This is a genomic window from Sulfurihydrogenibium subterraneum DSM 15120 (assembly GCF_000619805.1).
GTDB classification, from domain to species: Bacteria; Aquificota; Aquificia; order Aquificales; family Hydrogenothermaceae; genus Sulfurihydrogenibium; species Sulfurihydrogenibium subterraneum.
The window spans coordinates 76,384-95,102 of the sequence record NZ_JHUV01000010.1 but is presented as its reverse complement, the minus strand read 5'-3'; the positions used below and the strand labels follow the sequence as shown (position 1 = coordinate 95,102).

The window sequence follows — 18,719 nt, the reverse complement described above, 5'->3', positions numbered from 1 at the left end:
ATAATTATTCTTTCATTATAGCACAGGGGAAGAAGGTGAAGTTAAGTAAAAAAACTATCATATACATAAACTTAGCTACATTTTTTATAACAGTTTCAACAGAAGTTTACGAAACTTTACTACCTTTTATTTTGGTTAAGTATTTTTCCGCATCGATGGTTATTGTTGGACTTATAGATGGATTAGGTGAAGCATTTTCCAATCTCATAAAAATTTTTGGTGGATACTTATCAGATATAAAAGATAAGAAAAAGCTTCTTTCTTTTGGTTTATCGTCCTTACTGTTTTCGTACGTTTATATGGCTTTTTCTACAAAATGGGCTGATGCTCTAATATCAGTGTTGTTTAAAAGTATTGGAGAAGGAATTTTTATTCCTGTTAAAGATAAAATTCTGTCTACTGTGTATAAAAAAGAAATGGGAAAGATTTTTAGTTTAAATAAAATCTTTGAAAACTTAGGAGAGTTAATCGGTATATTTTTAGCCTTTTTGATTTCTTTGATTTTATTGAATAAGTTTGGATACAGGTACGTGTATTTCTTGATACTGGGAACATTTGTTGTTTTTACTTTCTTTTTAGTTTTCTTTACATCTATAAAGTTGGATAAAAAGGTAGAGAAGAAAAAAATATCTTGGAAAATATTTGAACCTTCAATATTAATTTTTTTCTTTCTGTTTTCTTTTGTAAACTTTGGATATTCTTTTTTTATTTTGAAAGTTTACGATTTTCTTAAGAGTGAATCTTTTGCCTTAGGAATGTATTTAATATTTGGTTTTGTATTGCTGGTTTCTACATATTTTGCAGGTAGAGTATATGATAGTTTAAATTTGAAAAATTTTCTTTACATTACAGTCGTAATATTTATACTTTCTAATCTTCTTTTAATTATCTTTCCTCCCCTAGGGCTTATAACTCTTGCTGTTGGAGAGGCTTTTTTAGAAATAGGTGTATGGGCTACCGTTGGTAAAAGGGTTAAATTTAGAAAAGGATTTGTTTTTGGAGTTTATCACTTTGTTATTGGTGTAAGTAGCTTCATATCTTCATTTGTAAGTGGATATTTATGGGATTATTTTTCAAGTAATGCTCCATTTTTATTAGGTACTTTTGTAGCTTTTCTCTCGTTGTTCTACATTCATAAATTTATTAGAGTTTGAATTTTTATGAATCATATCCGTTATAAACATATATATAACAGGTAGTGAGCCAAACAAACCAAACAGTCCAGCTATGAAAAAAGTATCTTGAAATGAAAAGTTTAAACTTTGTAGATATTCAACACTGTAAAGTAGTGCTTTTGCCTTTGCTTCTGCTATCTGGTCTGGTAAAGATACTAAACTCTCTTTTACTTTATCTATAAAACTTTGAACATAGGTATTGTTTTGCATTGCGTTAATACCTTCAAAATGTTCCCACTGGTGTCTGTATAGGTCGTTTGTAGCTATTGCAGTTCCAAAAGACCCTCCTACGAACCTTCCATAGTGCATAAGTCCAGTTCCTAAAGATGTTTTCTCTCCAAGCTTCCTAAGTGCTAACGTAGTCACAGGAGCAAAAAACATTCCCATTGATATTCCAAGGGGTATGGTCATAACTGCAGCTCTAATTTTAGGGGTGTAATAGTCAAGATTTGGAAGGATAAAAATAGAAGAAACAAGATATATAACAGTTGCTATGTATAAAACATACCTTTCGTTCCATTTGTCTGAAAGTATTCCTGCAACAGGTGAAAAAATAGCTATAAACATTGCAAAAGCAAGTATATGTAATCCAGCGTCAAAGGTTGATAGTCCTTTCAGGTTCTCGTAGTAAAGAGGTAGCAAGTAAAAAACCTGATACATTGAAAATCCAAGTAGTAAAAAGAAAACAGAAAATCCTACAAAGTACTCTTTTATAAGAAATATTCTAAAATCTATCAATGGCTCTTTTGAGAGGATTTCAGATAAAATGTATAAAAGTAAAGACAGTATAGATACTATAAAAAGGTAAACAATTGTATCTGACATAAACCAGCCAAGCTGTTGTCCTTTAGATAGAAAAATCAAAAGTGATATTGTAAAAACAGATAAGAAAAAGTAAGATACAAAGTTTAGTTTTGCCTTTTCTCTTATCATACTCGTTTCAGGCAGGTAAAATATAGCTAAGATAGTTGTTAAAATACCAAATGGAATGTTTATAAAAAATACCCATCTCCAATCTAAATACTCTGTAATGTATCCTCCTAATGTAGGTCCTAAAGCAGGAGCAAAGCTTACACCAAGTCCAAATATTCCCATAGCCATACCTTTCTTTTCCAGTGGGTATACAGAAAAAAGTATTGTTTGAGCTGTAGCCATTATCAGAGCTTCTCCTATACCTTGAAAAACCCTTGAAGTAATCATCCAGTCTAAGTTTTGAGCTTGACCACACATAAAAGAAGAAACTGTAAAAAGAACTATCCCAGCTATAAAGACCTTTCTAAGACCAATTACCTTATCAAGCCACTCTGAAAGTATTAGCATTACAGCTGAAGCAATCATATAAGCGGTTATAACCCATTGAATACCGTAAAGGTCTGTTTGAAGAGGTCCCATCATCTTAGGAACGACAACGTCAACTATTGTAGTATCTAGGATAGCCATAAAGGCTCCACTCATAACTATAAAAGTTATTAAAGCTCTCTCTAAGTTTGTTATCCTTTCATAAATCGGTCTTGTATCTTCCATTTGTTCACCTGATTTTTTCTATCTCTACTTTACCACCTAATCCAACTCTAAGTAAAGACATATCTCCTTTGATTATCTTTATTTTTACAGGTATTCTTTGAGCTAACTTTGTAAACTCTCCTGCTGATATATCCCTTGGAACTAATGCAAACTTTGCAGCTGAAGCAACGTCTATACTTTCAACAACACCTTCAAAGGTTTTGTCAGGGTAAGCGTCTAACTTTATGTAAGCTTTATTACCAACTTTTACACCTTCTAATTTAGTCTCTTCAAGTAGTACTTTTACGTAGAAACTGTCTGATTTTAATATAGCGTAAACAGGTTGTCCTGCTTTAACTACATCACCTATAGAAACAAACTTTTTAGCAACAACACCATTAAATGGAGCTGTTAACTCTGTGTACTTTAACTGATTTTCAAGGTCTTGTTTCTTTTTAATTAAAGATTCTATCTGACTATTTGCTGAGTTTATTTGGTCTTGTATCTCTTGGGTTATACTTTTCTGTGTTTGGGCATACTCTACAGCTTTTTTAGATTTTTCTATGGAAATTTTAAGCTCAGCTATATTTTTTTCTACTGCTAACTTTTGTTTTTCTAAAACTTCAAGATTTGTTTTTACTTCTTCATACTTTCTTTTAGAAACAAGTCCTTTTTCTAAAAGGTTTCTGTACCTTTCTTCGTCTTTTTGAGCTAATTTAAGCTGGGCTTCTATCTGGTCTTTTTGAGCTTTTAAACTTTCTAATTTCTTATTTAGCTCTTGAACTGTTAAAGCTGTTATACTTTCGTTTATATCTGTTTCTTTTGCCACTCTTTCAAGCTGGTTTTCAAGTTGTTTTTTCTGATACGTTAAAGATTCTATCTCTTTTTCTAACGCTTGAACTTGTAGCTTGTAGTCTGTATCGTCTATCTTTGCTATCACTTCTCCTGCTTTTACTTGGTCAGACTCTTTTTTGTAAAGCTGAATTATCTTTCCTGAAACTCTGTAAAAGCCAATGTTTGAAAGATATTCAGACTCTACAAAAACAGCGTCGGATATTGCATACTTCATTCTGTGGTTTATCCATCTAACTGCGTAAATAAGAAAAACCAGTATTAAAACTACTACTATAATAAGTCCTATCTTCTTTCCTTTTCCATTCATTATAAATCTTCCCCTACAGCTTTTTTAATGTCTATGTAAGATTTTAGAAGGTTGTAGTAGTTTATTTCTTTACTTTCTAAGGCTCTTGTTAGGGAGCTCTCTGCGTTTAAAAGGTCTGTGTTTGTTGCAAGCTGGTTAGCGTACTGCTCTTTTACAAGTTCAAAGTACTCTTTTGCATATTCAAGACTTTCTAATGCAACCTTGTAGTTTTCTTTAGCTGTGATGTAGTTTTCGTAGGCTGTTTTTAACTCTAACTTAATTTTCTCTTTTGTGTCTTGAAGGTCAAACCTTAACTTTTTGGCGTTGGATTTTGCTTGGAGCATTTTGTAGTAAGGTTGTGTTGTCTGAAATTCTATAGAAGCTCCTATAGTTAAAAGGAAGTTTCCTTTTGGGTCTAAGTAAGGGCTTTGGTTTGTGTATATGTAATCTCCTTGTAAAAATATTTTTGGTAAAAATGCTGACTTTTCTATGTCTATCAATTTTTCTGCTTGATTGATGTTTTCTTTGTAAAAATCAAGTATTTTTCTTTTCTGATAAGCTGTTTCTGTTAGTGTGTCTAAATTTGGAATATCCTTTACCTCTATATTTACAGGCTCAAAGTTTTCATCTTTTACATCTTCCCCTATAAGCTGGGAAAGTCTTGATAAGGCTATTTTATAATTACCTTCTGCTTGTTGAAGGTCTCTTTTTACCTCTGATAGTCTTACTTTAGATTGAAGCAGGTCTACTTTTGTTATAATTCCTTGCTGAAAAAAACCTTCCTGTTGTTTGTATATAGATTCTACAGCTTCAAGCTCTTTTTTATAAATATCTATCAAAGATTTTGATATAAAAACATCTATGTAGGCTTTTATAACCTCTGCTTTTAACTGGTTTTCTTTCTCCTTGTAGAGAGCTTCTGTAGCTTTTAAGTTATATTTTGAAGCTCGGATTTTAGACTGGGTCAAGCCTCCAGTATAAAGATACTGGGAAAAACCTACATCAAACTTTAAAAACTCTCTGTTTGACTGTTTAAATGATACTGGGAAGTTTGGTATTTTTGTCATAGGTGTTTGGTTGTAGAAGCTCTGGGATACTTGGGTGTAAATGGTAGGAAGGTAAAGGGTTTCATCTACTTTTAGCTGTAATTTTGCAGTTTGTATCTGCTGTTTGTAAGAAAGAAGCTCTTTATTGTTATCTAATGCTTTATTTACAGCTTCCTGCAGTGTTATGGCGTTTGCAGATGAGATAAATATTAAAGAAAATATTAACTTTTTCAACTTTTTCGTCCCTCCGAGTATACTCCTTGAAAAATTATATCAATTCCTTTTTCTGCTTTTGATAGCATCTTGTCTAAACTTAAATTTTTGTTTGTTAAGCAGTTAAAAAATATCTGCCTGATAAACCCAAGTATTAGCGTTGATAAAATCTGACTTTCTTCTTCTGGGAAAAATCTGTTTAATACTTTAAAAATAAGGTTTTGTATGTCTGATATCTTTTTTATGTAAAGTTTTTTAAACTCTTGGTTTAGTCCAAGGAGCTGAGAAAAGAATATATCTGCTATTTCTTTGTTTGTGTAAACTTCTGTTAAAAACTCTTTTACAAAATCTTTTATTAAAACTTCACATTCTTTTTCTAAGGTTATATATTTTTCAAGTTTTTTTATAAGGTCTTCGTGAAGTGATTTTACAAGCTCTAAAAATATCTCCTCTTTACTTTTAAAGTAGATGTAAAAAGTCCCTTGAGCTACGCCTGACTTTTCTACTATGTCTGATATTTTTGTCTCGTAGTAGCCTTTTTTTGAAAAAAGTTCTTTTGCTGACTCTAAGAGTTTTTCTCTTGTTTCTACTTTCACTCTACATTACTCCTTAATGCAAGGTATAAAATCTCTTTTATCTTATCTACTGTGTAGACTTTATCTAATCCCCAAAGAACTGCTGTTGTGTGGTAAACGTGGTTTGCTATCTTATCTATATCAGATGAAGGTATGTTTGCATCTTGAAGAGCTACTGGAGATCCTATCTTTTTAAACCATCTTTTTAATGCTTTAATTCCTTCTTCTTTGTTGTTTAATCCAAAGATTTCTTTTGCAAATCTTTCAAACTGACTTGGATTTTTATCTTTGTACCACCACATCCAAGCAGGAATTACAATAGATAAACAAGCCCCGTGAGGTAAGTCGTAAAGAGCTCCAAGAGAGTGAGCAATCATGTGGTTTACGTAAACACCTCCTGCATAACCTGTCCTCGTTGTGCCGTTAAGTGCAAGAGTGGCAGCCCACATAAACTCAGCTCTGGCATTGTAGTCTTGTGGGTTTTCAAGTATTTTTTCTGTAGTTTCCATCACAGTTTTAACTATACTTTCAACAAGTCTATTTTGTAAGTTAGGACAAACAGTGCAGGTAAAGTACCACTCTATAGTGTGTGCTATCGCATCTACAGCTGCATAAGCTTGATACTGTGGAGATACTGTAAAGGTTAATTCTGGATTAAGAATTGATACTTTTGGATATATCAAAATTGAAGATATAGACAACTTTTCCTGTGTTTCTTCGTTTGTTATAACTGCATAACCGTTCATCTCACTTCCAGTTGCTGCTAACGTAAGGATAGTATAGTTTGGTAAAGCGTTTGTTATAGGCTCTCCTTTAAAAAACGCCCATACATCTTTATCTGCTACAGCTCCTACTGCTATAGCTTTACCCTCGTCTAAAACCGACCCGCCACCTACAGATAGAATTGCATCTACTTTTTCCCTCTTTGCCTTCTCTATTCCTTCCCCTGTGTGGGATAAAACAGGGTTAGGTTTTACTCCACCGTGTTCTACAAAATCTACTGCGTTCTCCTTAAGACTGTTTACAACTCTATCGTATAAGCCAGTTTTTTTTATGGAAGACTGTCCGTAAACAAACAATACTTTTTTAATACCATCTTCCTTTAACACTTTACCTATAAGGTTTTCTTTTCCTCTTCCAAATATTATCTTAGTTGGGTTGTGAAATTCAAAATCGTGCATGGTTTATACCTGGTTATCCAAAGTGTATAAAACTAACACTCTGGGCTGGGGTATTTGTATTCCGCCTTCTTCAGATGGGAGCTCTCCCCAGCTGGCGGTATTTTGCTCCCACCATAGCCCCTGTCCCAAGAAACAGGAGCTAACCCTAAATCGTGTTTCAAATCGTCTTATGCTAAATTGGTTTTGAAACACGATTTACTCGCTACCCTATCCCACTCCCCATTTACCAGTATTGGCTTTAAGGGTGATAAATCTCTGTTAAGAGACTTACCAAGAATAGGGATAGCAAGGGCTACCTTTACAACTTGCCACAGTTTGTAGCTTGCCCAATACAAGCCCCTCATCTGTTCCTTCCTCAGGTTGACAAATTCTTGGGTCTGTGGCTCACTGTAAAGGCTTTGTATTATTTTTAATTGCTTATTCAATTCATCTATCTTGCTTTTGAGTGGTTTTTTCTTGTATTGGTTTTTCTCTTCTTTTAATCTTTCTTGTGTTTTTTGTTTTTCTTCTTGTAGTCTCTCTATCGCAAAGTTTAAATATTCTTTGTCTGTTATTAGTTTTTCGTAATTCTTTGGCAAACTTTCTTTATATCCTAATGCTTTTCTTCCTATTACAAATGATCCTGCTGTGTCTTTGTCTAAGTTATACTGCGGTGCATACTTTAATGACCCTATTACTGATGTATATGCTGGGTTTACTTCTATTACCTCTATTTGTTTTCTTTTAGCAAGTGCTTTTATCTTCTCAAGTATCCCTTTGTATATCCATTGTTGTAATCTTTTTCTCAGCTTTTTATTTCCATCTCCTTTGTTTCCTTTTTTTATCTCTTTTAATCTCTCTATCGCTATTGCTTTGTCTTGTATTATGGCTAACTCTACAATCTGATGTGCTATCTGCCAAGATAGGTATTCTCTTTGATTTTTTGTCTTGTTTATTAACTTATGTAGTGATATTCTTTCTACTGCTTGTAGGTTGCCATCTGTTTTCACTGTTGCTATTGCTATGTGAAATGGGCTTGCATTTACGTCTATTCCTATTACTCCGTTTTCTTTTGTTATAATCGGTTCTTTTTGTAATTCTTCTTCGTAGCTTATGAATGCATAGAAGTTATCGTTTATCTTTCTTATCTCTACTGAGTATGGGAAGTATTCTTTTGTTTTTTCTGCTTGTAGTAAATCTGCTATAAAGTTTGTCCATTTATCGCTTGGTCTGTTTACTGTCCTTTTTATTTTTGCTTTTATCCAGTTTTTTTCTCCTACATTTATCCTAAGTATTAGACTGTCTTTTTCAAACTCTATTCTTGTGTTGAGATTGCCTTTTTTTGTTTTGTCTCCTCTTGAGTGTAGACATGCTTTTCTTCTTTCTTGCCATTTTTGTTTTATTTTTTCTCTGTCTTTTCCGTTTAGGTGTTTGTTTTTAAGGAGCTGAAATAGTCTTTTACCGCCGAATATAACTTTTTGTGGGTTTTGTCCTGTTTCTTTACATAGGTTTATGAGGCTTTGTGCTTTGAATATTGCATCGTCGCAGTATCTTGAGTTTAGGTTAAATAGTTTTTGTAGATGTTTTTTAAGGTCTTTTCTTGTGTGTCCTTCAAGTAGTCTATTAAATGCGTATCTATAGCAAGATGAAAATTTTCTCATTAGGTCTTCTAATGTTTGTCTGTCTTTATCATTTTCGAAAGTTAGTTTGCAGTGTAGGGTTATCATCTTTAGCTCTTTATAGTTTTGTATAGTTTTTTATATGATTTTATTGTTTTTGTCAACTGTTTTTATCCACCTTTTTTACTAAAAATCTAATTTTGTCAATGATTATGTACATTATAGGTATTACGAAAAGACTAAGTGGTAATGCTGTTATCAGTCCACCTATAACCGCTATTGCAAGTGGTTGTCTCATCTCTGACCCTTCTGTTAGCCCTAAGGATACAGGTATCAAAGATGCAAATATGGTTAAGGTTGTCATAAGGATTGGTCTTAGTCTTTCTTTCCTTGCTTGTAGGATTGCACTTAAAGTGTCTAAGCCTTCTTTTTTCAGCTGAATTATTCTTTCTATAAATAAAACACTATCTCTCGTTACAAGTCCTATTAAAAGTATTATTCCTATGTAAGAAGTTACGTTTAAGGTCTGTCCTGTAAGTAGGATTAAACCAAAAACACCTGATACAGCAAAAGGAAGTGTTAATAAAACAGTAAAAGGATGAATAAGACTTTCAAATAAAGAAGCTAAGACCATATAAACAGCTATTATAGCCACTAATAAAGCTATCCCTAAATAGTCAAACGTCCTTTTAAACTCTTTCGTTTGACCACCTATTTCATAAGTATAGCCTGCTGGTAGGACTTGTTTTATCATATTTTCAACTTCTACAACACCCTCTCCTACAGATTTACCACCAGTCACGTTTGCATAAAGTGTAACTGCATACTGTCTGTTATACCTGTTTATAACGTTATACCCAGGTGCAAGCTGGTAAGTAATAAGAGATGACAATGGTACTAAAGACCCATCTTTTGCCCTTACATAAATCTTAGATAGATTATCAAAGCTTGTTAAAAAGGATTCATCAGCTTTCATATAGAAGTTATAACTTTCAGACCCTTTTTCATAAGTTCCTATCTTGTATTTACCAAATAAAAAGTTAAGAGTGTTTGCTATATCTTCTACTGACACTCCTAAATTTAAAGCTTTATCTCTATCTATTTCAATTCTTACTTCAGGCTGATTTATTCTTAAGTCGGTGTCTATGTCTGTATAACCAGGAGTTTGTCTGAGTTTACTTTCAAGTTGAGAAGATACTTTTGCAAGCTCATTTAAATCTGTTCCTTTTATTACGTACATAATATCAGCTGACCTACCACTTCTTGGTCCTACTGCAGAAGGGATATCTATTATAGCTCTAACATCACTTACTTTTGCAAAGGCTTTTCTAAATTGATCCATAATAACTTTTTGATGTGGTCTGCCTGTTGACCTATCTTTAAGGGTTATGAAGAATATTCCACCGTTAACCGTAGGTCTTCCTGCAATACCTTCACCAAAAGCAACTCCATAACGCAGTACATAGGGATTGCTTGATACTATTTTTTCAAGCTCTCTGGCCTTTTTATCAACAAAATCAAAAGAAGACCCAGTAGGTGTTTCAAACCTTACTAAAAACCTTCCTTCGTCAACAGTAGGCGTAAACTCTTTTGGAGTGATAGATACCAGCTTAAAACCGATTATTACCGTTGCCAAAGAGATTGCTAAAACTATAACTTTGTTATTTAAAGACCATCTTAAGGCTTTATCAAACCAGTTTTCAAACTTATCGTAAGCTCTCTGGAAGATATTCTTTTCTCCTACTTCAACCAGTCTTGCTGAAATCATAGGAGTAAAGCTTAAAGAAACTATGTAAGATATAGCAATTGCAACTATCAATGTTAAAGCAAAACCAAAGAAAAACTTTCCTATAACACTCTTTAAAAATAATACTGGCACAAAAATAGCAATTAGAGAAGCTGTAGATGCAAGTAAAGCAAATATAACAACCCTTGTTCCTTTTTCTGCAGCTTCTACTGATTTTAAACCTTCTTCATTTCTTCTGTATATACTTTCCATTACGACTATAGCATCGTCAATAACAAGTCCAACCGCAACAGCTAAGCCAAGTAGTGTAAAAGTATTTAAAGACTGTCCAAGGAAAAATAAGGCTGTTATTGCTCCTAAGATTGATACAGGAATAGCCATAGAAGGTATAAATGTCATCTTAAAGCTTCCTAAGAATAAAAAGACCATAAAGGCAGTAAGTATAGATCCAAGTACAATTTCGTGAAGAGCATCGTTTACACTTCTTTCTATAAAGGTAGAAGCGTCATAGTTTATATCAAGTCTTAAACCTTGTGGGAGCTGTTTGTTAAGCTCGTTCATCTTTTCTATAACTCTTTTGGCTACCGCCACAGTGTTTTCTTTTGACTGTTTGTATATGATTATAGCTATACCAGGTTCTGCCTCTTTTGAATCTAACGCCTTAAACCTTACCAATCCTCTTTTTTCATCGAACGTAAACTCTGCTCTGCCTACATCTTTTATCCTTACATTATTTTTTATTATTATGTTTTCTATCTCTTGAGGAGACCTTCCCTTACCGTAAACTCTTAAAACGTACTCTCTGTCTTTACTATCAATTCTTCCTGACGGAATCTCCACGTTGTTAGATGTTAATGCATTTATCACGTCTTTAGGAGTCAGTTTAAACCCTGCCAGCTTTAAAGGGTCTATTCTAACCCACATTACATAGTCTCTAAATCCTCCTAAATCAACTTCACCAACACCTTGAACCCTTTCAAACTCTCTTTTTAAAACTTTATCTGAAAGGTAAGATAAAGTACCGTAATCTGCATATCCATGAAGGAGAATAGCCATAATAGGAGCTAAAGATGTATCTACCTTTCTTACCACTGGAGGGTCTGTGTTAGGAGGAAACTGTCTTTGAGCCCTGTTAACTGCATCCCTAACTTCTTGGGCTGCAATGTCTATATCTTTATCAAGGTCAAATGTTACAGTTATCCTTGATACTCCTGTATAGCTTGAAGAATTTATAGCTTCTATACCACTTATAGTTGCAAGTTCATCTTCTATCTTCCTTGTTATGTTAGTATCTATTACGTATGGGTTTGCTCCTGCGTAGGTTGTGCTTATTGATACTACTGGGAAGTCAACGTCTGGGTTTCTATCTACTGGTATATACTTTAAAGCATAAAGCCCAGCTATTATAAAGGACAAGATGAACATCCAAGTTGTTATCGGTCTTCTGATAAAAAATCTATACATCTATAAACTCCTTGACTGTTTTGTCTCTTTATTTTATAATATGACTGACAAATCAGTCAAGAGAGGAAGTTATGAACAAAAAAGTTATTATTACTGCTATCTCGGTTGTAGCTATCATTGCAGTAGCTTTACTTATAATTAAATCTATAGAGAAAAAATCAAAAAGTCAAACAGATCAAAAACCTCAAAAACCAGCTCCTGTTGTCAAAGTTATCACTCCAGAAAAACAAGAAGTGCCTATATACTACACTGCAAATGCAATTTTACAAGCAAAAACCTCTGCAAAACTAAAACCGCAAGTAAGTGGAAGAGTTGAAAAGATATTTGTAGAAGAAGGAAGCTTTGTAAAGGCAGGACAGCCATTAGCAGTTGTCCAACCTGAAAAAGAAGATTATCAAGTAGAATCTCAACTTGCAGTTATAAACCAGCTTGAAGCAAATTACCTAAACAAAAAAGCAATATACGAAAGAAGAAAACAGCTTTATGAAAAAGAGCTGATAGCAAAAGAAGAGTTAGACAATGCAAAAACAGATATGGAAGTAGCTTTAAATCAATTAAACTCTGCAAAAGCAACCTTAAAAGAGTATAAAAGACAGAAAAATGAAACTATTATAAGAGCTCCATTTGATGGATACTTAGATAAAAGGTATGTTAGTATAGGAGATTACGTTGACAGTCAAAAGGAAATGTTTTACACACTAAAGCTAAATCCTATATGGGCAGTTTTTGAACTTCCTCAACAGTATGTAAAAAATCTTTCTTTAGGCAAAGAGGTTGAGATAGATGTAGACGGAATAGGCACTGTGAAAGGTAAAGTAGACTATATATCATCTTCATTAGATGAAAATAATTTAGTTGTTGTGAAAGTTTTACTTGACAATAAAGATGGCTTACTGAAAGAAAACATGTATGGAAAGGCTAAAATCTTAGTTGACAAAGTAGAAGGTTATAAACTACCAGAAGATTCAGTCCAACTTGCAGGTAATGAAAATTTTGTTTACAAAGTTGTAGATTCAAAAGCTCAAAAAGTTTTAGTTAACGTTTTAAGACAGGAATATGGTTATGTCTATCTGTCTGGAGATTTAAAACCTTACGATAAAGTTATAGTGTCTAATCTTATGAATGTAAGAGATGGAATGCCAGTTAAAGTAGTACAACAACCAGAGGGAGTAAAATGAAAAGAATACTATTTACATTTTTAATATCCTTTTCCAGTTCCTTTGCTATTACTTACGATGAAGTTTTATCTATTGCAGAAAAAAACGCCACAAACATAAAACTTTCAGACAAAGACATAGAAAAAGTAAAGTATCAAATAAAAGAAGCTTACAGTAATATATATCCACAAGTAGCCTTAACTGGAACTTACACAAGATGGGATCCTAACTACATTTCTGGTTTTACACCTAAAAATCAATACTCGGCAAAGATAGGATTAACACAAAAAATATTTGATTACCAAGTGTTAAATCTTTTACAACTTTCAAAACAAAGTTTAGAACTTCAAAAAACAATAAAACAAGACGTAATTCAAAAAGTAAAAGACACAGCAAGAAGATTATTTTTAACAAGTCTTTATTACAAACAAGTTATGGAGATAAAACAGGAAAACTTAAAATACTGGGAAGAAAACTTTAAATATGTTGAAGGAAAGTATAAAGCAGGATTACTTGCAAAGTATGACTACATGAGAGCTTCTTCTCAGCTCCAAACTGCAGTATCAGACTACCAACTTGCAAAAGCAAACTATGAAAAATCTATAGAAGACCTAAAAAGATTTCTAATGTTAGACGATATTACGCCACCAGAAGGTAGTCTTCAAAAGTTAGAAATTCCGCAGGAAAACCAAGACATTAAAAACAATACAGAAATAAAAGTTTTACTATCTCAAATACAAACGGCTGAAAAACAGGTAGAGTACCAAAAATCAGCTAACTATCCTAACTTATCATTATTTGCAAATTACCAGACTAACAATCAGGTTAAATTCCCTTCAACTACAGAAGTATGGAAAAAAGGTTATAACTTGGGCCTTTCTTTAAACTGGAACATCTTTGATGGTATGGCAAAAGACAGCAGAGTTTTACAGGCAAAAACAGACAAGTCAAAGTATGAAATACAGCTCCAAGATAAAATAAAACAAGTAGAAACAGAGATAAAAAAGGCAAAGATAGACCTTCAAGCTCTCGAAAATCAACTAAAAGCAGAAGAAGAAAACTTAAAAGTTGCAAAAGAGTCTATGAGACTATCTACTGAGAGATTTAAAGCAAACATCGCAAACACGTTAGAAGTCTTAGAGTCCCAATCAAACTACCTAAACACTCAACTATCTTACACCTCTATACTTTACCAGTATAACCTCAGGATTTTTGACCTGATGAATCTTTATGGTAGATAAAAGTTGTTAAAATATGTATTTATGCACTTTATAATAGACCCTTTTCCGCTACAAATCAAGATTATGATAAAATACTAATTTTTCCAATATAAACATTTGCAATATATGGAATTTATATAATGGTAGCTTTATGGAAAAATACGAAATAGTTTTTACAGAGCACTTTTGGAAACAATTTAACATTAGAAAATCCGAAGCTCCTTTAGATATTACTTTGGATACTGTAATGGATGCCATACAAAATCCTGACTTTATTTTTCAGGACAAGATAGCCAACAGGGAAAATAGAATAAAGAAGATAAACGGGAGATGTTTAAAGGTTGTTGTTGAGAAAAAAGATAATATATTAATAGTTATGACAGTATTTTTTGATAGAGGTTTAAAAAGGAGAGGACTATGCAGTTAGAATTCCATTACGATCCTGAAACCGATATAGCTACCATAAGAGTTTTAGGCAAAAATCCAGTAGATAGTGAACATTTTGAAAATGAAGGGTTTGTTATAGATTATGATGAAAATGACAATATCATAGCCTTAGAAATATTTGACTGGAACAAAAGAGAAGACCTTTCAGATATTATTTCTGTTTTAACAAAAGAAACATTTGACTTAGGTAAAAGAAACTATATTCCTGATATTGTGTCAGATTTAGCAAAATATAAAAAGATTGTAAATAACTTTAGTTTGTTAACTCATTAACATCTTTATTAAACAAATAATTTCTTATTATTCTATATTTAAGGAATTATGATAAAATATATTTTTACAAACGCACTTAGAGGTCTTTTATGCCAGAGAGACTTTATCAGGAAGAAAAGCAGAGAGCTGTTAACGTTTTAAATGATTTAAAAATTAAACTTTACAACAAAGGCTGGTTTCCTGCAACAAGTGGAAATCTCTCTTACAAACTCCACGATGATCCTCTTATCTTTGCAGTTACGACCTCAGGAAAAGATAAAGGTACCGTTAGCCATGAAGATGTAATGTTTGTTGATAAAGATGGAAAGCCCATAGAAAAAACAAGAATGAAACCATCTGCAGAAACTATGATACACTCTTACATCTATCAAAAAACAGATGCAGGGTGTGTTATCCACATACACACCCCAAACAACAACTTTATATCCTACATCTATGCACAAGATTCAAAAGTAAAAATAAAAGACTTAGAAATGATAAAAGCATTAGACATATGGGAAGAAAACGCAGAGATAGAAGTTCCAATAGTGGAAAACTACTTTGATTTAAATAAGTTAGCCCAAGAAACAGGAAAGGTTATAAATCCAAAAGTTCCAGCGGTTTTAATAAAAACCCACGGTATATACTGCTGGGGAAGAAACGAGTTTGAGGCAAAAAGGCACGTTGAAGCATTTGAGTTTATATTCGAGCTTATGAAAAATCTTATATTATTTAAATCCACTAAAGACATATGGTAAGGAGGACATAAACATGGCAAAGTTAGTTTTTAGAAAAAGTGGTAGAGTTATAGAAAATCCAGAAGAAATAAAGTCTTTTTTAGAAAAGTACGGTGTTATCTACGATAGATGGGGAATAGACAGACTTGATGAAGAAGTTAGAAAAAATTACGACATAGATGAAGAAAATCAAAGGATAATAATTGAAGCGTACAAACCAGAGTTAGATGAGTTAAAACAAAAGATGGGATACATCACAGAGGATATAGTAGTTTTATCAGACAAAACACCTAATTTAGATGCACTTATGGAAAAGTTTAAAAGAGAGCATCACCATATAGATGATGAAGTAAGGTTTGTAGTTGATGGCAGTGGAATATTCCCTGTAAAAATAGAAGATGATATAGTAGATATCCATGTAGAAGCTGGAGAGTTAATAGTTGTACCAGCAGGAGCAAGACATTGGTTTGAACTTGATGAAAATAGAAAAATAAAATGTATAAGAGTTTTCAAAACACCTGTAGGCTGGGAAGCAATATACAACGAAAACGAAAAAGCAACTATGGGAAGTTAAATGACGATAGAGGAAAGGGAAGAGCTACGGCTGTTTGTAGGTAAAAACGCAGATTACTACATAGCAAAATGGGAAGAGCTTGGAGAAGAAAATAAGATAAGCTGGAACTGGTCGGCATTTTTCTTTGGACTTTTATGGTTTGGATACAGAAAAATGTATCCCCATGCTTTTGGTTTCATCGTATTTAGCCTAATACTTCAATATGTACAGGTAGTCATGAAGACACACCCTTTGGTTATAGGAATAACCAATATTCTAATATCTGTGTTTATAGGAATGTTTGGAAATTATCTTTATTACCAGTATGCAAAATCTAAGATAAAACATATAAAGGAAAGTATTCAAGACGAAAGACAAAAAACAGTAGAAATAGCCAGGTCAGGTGGAACAAGTTTATCAACCGCCGTAGCAATAGGACTTATGTATCTCATAGCTTCGTCAATTATAGATTTTGGTTTACAGGAGGATAAAGTTGAAGATTTTAGAGAACAAAAAAGCATTAATCCTTGGAGTAGCTAACGACAAAAGTATAGCCTACGGTATAGCAAAAGTATTTTACGAAAATGGAGCTACTTTAGGATTTAACTACTTAGATGAAAGAATAGAAAAAAGAGTAAGACCTATAGCCCAAGAGTTTAACGCAGATTTAGTTGTAAAGTGTGATGTGTCAAAAGATGAAGAAATTACAAACTTAGTAAACACTGTTAAAGAAAAGTGGGGAAGCATTGACATAATCGTTCACTCTATTGCTTACGCCAATAAAGAGTATTTAAAAGATTACTACTACAAAGTAGATAGAGAATCGTTTTTACAGGCAATGGATATAAGTGTTTACTCTTTTACAGCAATAGCAAGGGAATTTCTTCCTATTATAAATGAAGGTGGAAGCTTCCTTACTTTATCCTACTACGGAGCTGAAAAAGTAATTTACAACTATAACGTTATGGGGGTTGCAAAAGCAGCCTTAGAAGCTTCTGTCAAGTACTTGGCAAGAGATTTAGGGGTGTTAAAAAAAGTTAGAGTAAACTGTATATCTGCAGGTCCTATTAAAACGTTAGCTGCAATGGGAATATCTGACTTTGGAGATATACAAAAAGTGGCTATAGAAAGGTCTCCTTTAAGAAAAGCTGTAAGTATAGAAGAGGTAGGAAACGCCGCACTATTTCTATGTTCAGACCTTGCATCAGGAATAACAGGAGAAATATTATACGTAGATGCAGGTTATAACATTATAGGAATGTGAGGGTTTAAAATGAAGCTGATAGTAAATGGTGTAGAAAAAGAGTTTGATAAAGATGAGTTAACTATATCACAGCTGATAAAAATTTTAGGAATAAAATCTTCTGCCATCGCTGTAGCAGTAGGTTTTGATGTAATACCAAAAGACCAGTTTGATACCTACAAACTAAAAGAAGGAGATAAAGTAGAGATAGTTCATTTTGTAGGTGGAGGTTAATTTGAATAAGATACAGAAAGTCAGAGGATTTCAAGATATCTACGGAGAAAACGCAAAAAAGTACAGATACATAGTTAACACATTTAGAGAAACTTTTGAAAAATACAACTTTAAAGAGATAATACTTCCTTTTGTAGAAGATATATCACTTTTTAAAAGGTCAGTAGGAGAAGCTACAGATATAGTCCAAAAAGAGATGTACGTATTTTTAGACAAGGGTGGTAGAGAAGTTGCACTACGTCCTGAAGGAACTGCAAGCTGTGTAAGGGCTTACATAGAAGAAAAGATGTACGCGGAAGGAGGATACCACAAACTCTTTTACGAAGGAGCTATGTTTAGATACGAAAGACCTCAAGCAGGAAGATATAGACAGTTTCACCAGATAGGAGCTGAAATCTTTGGAACATCTTCTGCTACAGCAGACGCAGAATTAATAAGTATGGTTTATAAAATATTAAAAAAATTAAAAATAGATTTTAGACTTGAGATAAACTCTCTTGGAGATTTTCAATCAAGGAAGAATTACACCCAAGAGCTTGTAAATTACTTAAAACAGTATGAAAACAATCTATGTGAAACGTGTAAAAACAGAATAAACACAAACCCATTAAGAGTTTTAGACTGTAAAGTAGAAAGCTGTAAACAAATAACAAAAGATGCACCAAAAATAACAGACTTTCTAACAGAAGAATCAGAAAAAAGATTTACACAATTAAAAGAGTACCTAAAAGCGTTAAATGTGGAATTTACAGAAAATCCAAGATTAGTAAGAGGTCTTGACTATTACACAGATACTGTTTTTGAGTTTATAACAGACCAGATAGGAGCCCAAGGGACAGTAGCAGCTGGAGGTAGATACGACAACCTTGTAGAGCAACTTGGAGGACCTCCTACACCTGCCTTAGGCTTTGCAGCTGGAATAGAGAGACTTATTTTACTTGTGAAAGACTTACCTGCCGAAAAACCACTAATAACTGTCCTACCTATCACACCAGATTACAACATCCAAGCTCTCTCTTTTGCAGAATCTCTAAGAAATAACGGGTTAAAGACAGAAACACTCTTAAAAGAAGGAAGTTTAAAATCTATGCTTAAAACTGCAGATAAATTAAAATCTGATTTTGTAGTTTTTGTATCAGACAAGTACGAGCTTAAAGAGATGAAAACAGGAAACCAAGAGATATTTTACACTCCTGAAGATGTTGTAGAAGCTCTAAAGGACAGAATATAAAG

General features: G+C 33.1%; 18 protein-coding genes. 11 read left to right on the top strand and 7 right to left on the bottom strand.

Annotated features, from left to right (window positions below; genetic code table 11):
• Positions 1 to 35 precede the first annotated feature (35 nt).
• Entirely contained in the window at positions 36 to 1,154 is a 1,119-nt protein-coding gene (locus tag Q385_RS0104860) for an MFS transporter (protein ID WP_028950586.1), read from the top strand.
• Here Q385_RS0104860 and Q385_RS08890 read toward each other — a convergent pair.
• The 7 genes from Q385_RS08890 to Q385_RS0104825 all read right to left on the bottom strand — a co-directional run bounded on the left by Q385_RS08890 (position 1,095) and on the right by Q385_RS0104825 (position 11,643).
• Complete coding sequence (locus Q385_RS08890) at positions 1,095 to 2,699, bottom strand: DHA2 family efflux MFS transporter permease subunit (RefSeq protein WP_051524398.1); 1,605 nt, start codon at positions 2,697 to 2,699, stop codon at positions 1,095 to 1,097. The two genes, Q385_RS0104860 and Q385_RS08890, sit on opposite strands and share 60 nt — an antisense overlap.
• Positions 2,700 to 2,703: 4 nt before the next feature.
• Positions 2,704 to 3,840, bottom strand: coding sequence for an HlyD family secretion protein (locus tag Q385_RS0104850; protein ID WP_028950585.1), 1,137 nt, complete (start codon positions 3,838 to 3,840; stop codon positions 2,704 to 2,706).
• On the bottom strand, positions 3,840 to 5,099 hold the full coding sequence (locus Q385_RS0104845) for a TolC family protein (protein ID WP_028950584.1): 1,260 nt from the start codon (positions 5,097 to 5,099) through the stop codon (positions 3,840 to 3,842). Before Q385_RS0104845 ends, Q385_RS0104850 begins: the two co-directional genes overlap by 1 nt.
• Complete coding sequence (locus tag Q385_RS0104840; protein WP_028950583.1) at positions 5,096 to 5,674, bottom strand: TetR/AcrR family transcriptional regulator; 579 nt, start codon at positions 5,672 to 5,674, stop codon at positions 5,096 to 5,098. Before Q385_RS0104840 ends, Q385_RS0104845 begins: the two co-directional genes overlap by 4 nt.
• Entirely contained in the window at positions 5,671 to 6,834 is a 1,164-nt protein-coding gene (locus Q385_RS0104835) for an iron-containing alcohol dehydrogenase (protein ID WP_028950582.1), read from the bottom strand. The genes Q385_RS0104840 and Q385_RS0104835 overlap by 4 nt, the downstream gene beginning before the upstream one ends.
• 167 nt (positions 6,835 to 7,001) lie before the next feature.
• Positions 7,002 to 8,540: an IS200/IS605 family accessory protein TnpB-related protein gene (locus Q385_RS08885; protein ID WP_245596364.1), complete on the bottom strand. Its 1,539-nt coding sequence runs from the start codon at positions 8,538 to 8,540 to the stop codon at positions 7,002 to 7,004.
• 52 nt (positions 8,541 to 8,592) lie between these two features.
• A complete protein-coding gene (locus Q385_RS0104825) occupies positions 8,593 to 11,643 on the bottom strand; it encodes an efflux RND transporter permease subunit (protein WP_028950581.1) in 3,051 nt (1,016 codons plus the stop codon).
• Positions 11,644 to 11,714: 71 nt separating this feature from the next.
• On the opposite strand from Q385_RS0104825, the gene Q385_RS0104820 reads away from it, so the two are divergent.
• From Q385_RS0104820 to hisS, 10 genes are all read left to right on the top strand, one after another.
• Complete coding sequence (locus tag Q385_RS0104820; protein WP_028950580.1) at positions 11,715 to 12,821, top strand: efflux RND transporter periplasmic adaptor subunit; 1,107 nt, start codon at positions 11,715 to 11,717, stop codon at positions 12,819 to 12,821.
• Positions 12,818 to 14,041, top strand: a complete 1,224-nt coding sequence (locus Q385_RS0104815) for a TolC family protein (protein WP_028950579.1) — start codon at positions 12,818 to 12,820, stop codon at positions 14,039 to 14,041. Before Q385_RS0104820 ends, Q385_RS0104815 begins: the two co-directional genes overlap by 4 nt.
• Before the next feature lie 130 nt (positions 14,042 to 14,171).
• On the top strand, positions 14,172 to 14,447 hold the full coding sequence (locus tag Q385_RS0104810; RefSeq protein WP_028950578.1) for a DUF4258 domain-containing protein: 276 nt from the start codon (positions 14,172 to 14,174) through the stop codon (positions 14,445 to 14,447).
• On the top strand, positions 14,438 to 14,740 hold the full coding sequence (locus Q385_RS08880) for a DUF2283 domain-containing protein (protein WP_037919637.1): 303 nt from the start codon (positions 14,438 to 14,440) through the stop codon (positions 14,738 to 14,740). Before Q385_RS0104810 ends, Q385_RS08880 begins: the two co-directional genes overlap by 10 nt.
• An 89-nt stretch (positions 14,741 to 14,829) precedes the next feature.
• Positions 14,830 to 15,477 carry a methylthioribulose 1-phosphate dehydratase gene (locus Q385_RS0104800; RefSeq protein WP_028950577.1) on the top strand — a complete coding sequence of 216 codons (648 nt, stop codon included), beginning with the start codon at positions 14,830 to 14,832 and terminating at the stop codon, positions 15,475 to 15,477.
• 13 nt (positions 15,478 to 15,490) lie between these two features.
• The gene (locus Q385_RS0104795) at positions 15,491 to 16,030 is read left to right on the top strand and encodes a 1,2-dihydroxy-3-keto-5-methylthiopentene dioxygenase (protein WP_028950576.1); all 540 of its coding nucleotides are present in this window, start codon (positions 15,491 to 15,493) and stop codon (positions 16,028 to 16,030) included.
• Positions 16,031 to 16,549, top strand: coding sequence for a DUF2628 domain-containing protein (locus Q385_RS0104790; protein WP_028950575.1), 519 nt, complete (start codon positions 16,031 to 16,033; stop codon positions 16,547 to 16,549).
• A complete protein-coding gene (locus Q385_RS0104785) occupies positions 16,503 to 17,273 on the top strand; it encodes an enoyl-ACP reductase FabI (RefSeq protein WP_028950574.1) in 771 nt (256 codons plus the stop codon). The genes Q385_RS0104790 and Q385_RS0104785 overlap by 47 nt, the downstream gene beginning before the upstream one ends.
• A 9-nt stretch (positions 17,274 to 17,282) precedes the next feature.
• Positions 17,283 to 17,486, top strand: coding sequence for a sulfur carrier protein ThiS (thiS, locus tag Q385_RS0104780; RefSeq protein ID WP_028950573.1), 204 nt, complete (start codon positions 17,283 to 17,285; stop codon positions 17,484 to 17,486).
• Position 17,487: 1 nt separating this feature from the next.
• Positions 17,488 to 18,717, top strand: a complete 1,230-nt coding sequence (hisS, locus tag Q385_RS0104775) for a histidine--tRNA ligase (protein ID WP_028950572.1) — start codon at positions 17,488 to 17,490, stop codon at positions 18,715 to 18,717.
• The last annotated feature ends 2 nt before the right edge of the window (positions 18,718 to 18,719 follow it).

Excerpts from the sequence above, each read along its gene's own strand:
- Q385_RS0104850 (WP_028950585.1), bottom strand. The coding sequence starts at position 3,840 with ATGAATGGAAAAGGAAAGAAGATAGGACTTATTATAGTAGTAGTTTTA.
- Q385_RS0104815 (WP_028950579.1), top strand. The coding sequence starts at position 12,818 with ATGAAAAGAATACTATTTACATTTTTAATATCCTTTTCCAGTTCCTTT.
- Q385_RS08880 (WP_037919637.1), top strand. The coding sequence starts at position 14,438 with ATGCAGTTAGAATTCCATTACGATCCTGAAACCGATATAGCTACCATA.
- Q385_RS0104810 (WP_028950578.1), top strand. The coding sequence starts at position 14,172 with ATGGAAAAATACGAAATAGTTTTTACAGAGCACTTTTGGAAACAATTT.
- Q385_RS0104825 (WP_028950581.1), bottom strand. The coding sequence starts at position 11,643 with ATGTATAGATTTTTTATCAGAAGACCGATAACAACTTGGATGTTCATC.
- Q385_RS0104820 (WP_028950580.1), top strand. The coding sequence starts at position 11,715 with ATGAACAAAAAAGTTATTATTACTGCTATCTCGGTTGTAGCTATCATT.
- Q385_RS0104795 (WP_028950576.1), top strand. The coding sequence starts at position 15,491 with ATGGCAAAGTTAGTTTTTAGAAAAAGTGGTAGAGTTATAGAAAATCCA.
- thiS (WP_028950573.1), top strand. The coding sequence starts at position 17,283 with ATGAAGCTGATAGTAAATGGTGTAGAAAAAGAGTTTGATAAAGATGAG.
- Q385_RS0104835 (WP_028950582.1), bottom strand. The coding sequence starts at position 6,834 with ATGCACGATTTTGAATTTCACAACCCAACTAAGATAATATTTGGAAGA.
- Q385_RS08890 (WP_051524398.1), bottom strand. The coding sequence starts at position 2,699 with ATGGAAGATACAAGACCGATTTATGAAAGGATAACAAACTTAGAGAGA.
- Q385_RS0104790 (WP_028950575.1), top strand. The coding sequence starts at position 16,031 with ATGACGATAGAGGAAAGGGAAGAGCTACGGCTGTTTGTAGGTAAAAAC.
- Q385_RS08885 (WP_245596364.1), bottom strand. The coding sequence starts at position 8,540 with ATGATAACCCTACACTGCAAACTAACTTTCGAAAATGATAAAGACAGA.
- Q385_RS0104800 (WP_028950577.1), top strand. The coding sequence starts at position 14,830 with ATGCCAGAGAGACTTTATCAGGAAGAAAAGCAGAGAGCTGTTAACGTT.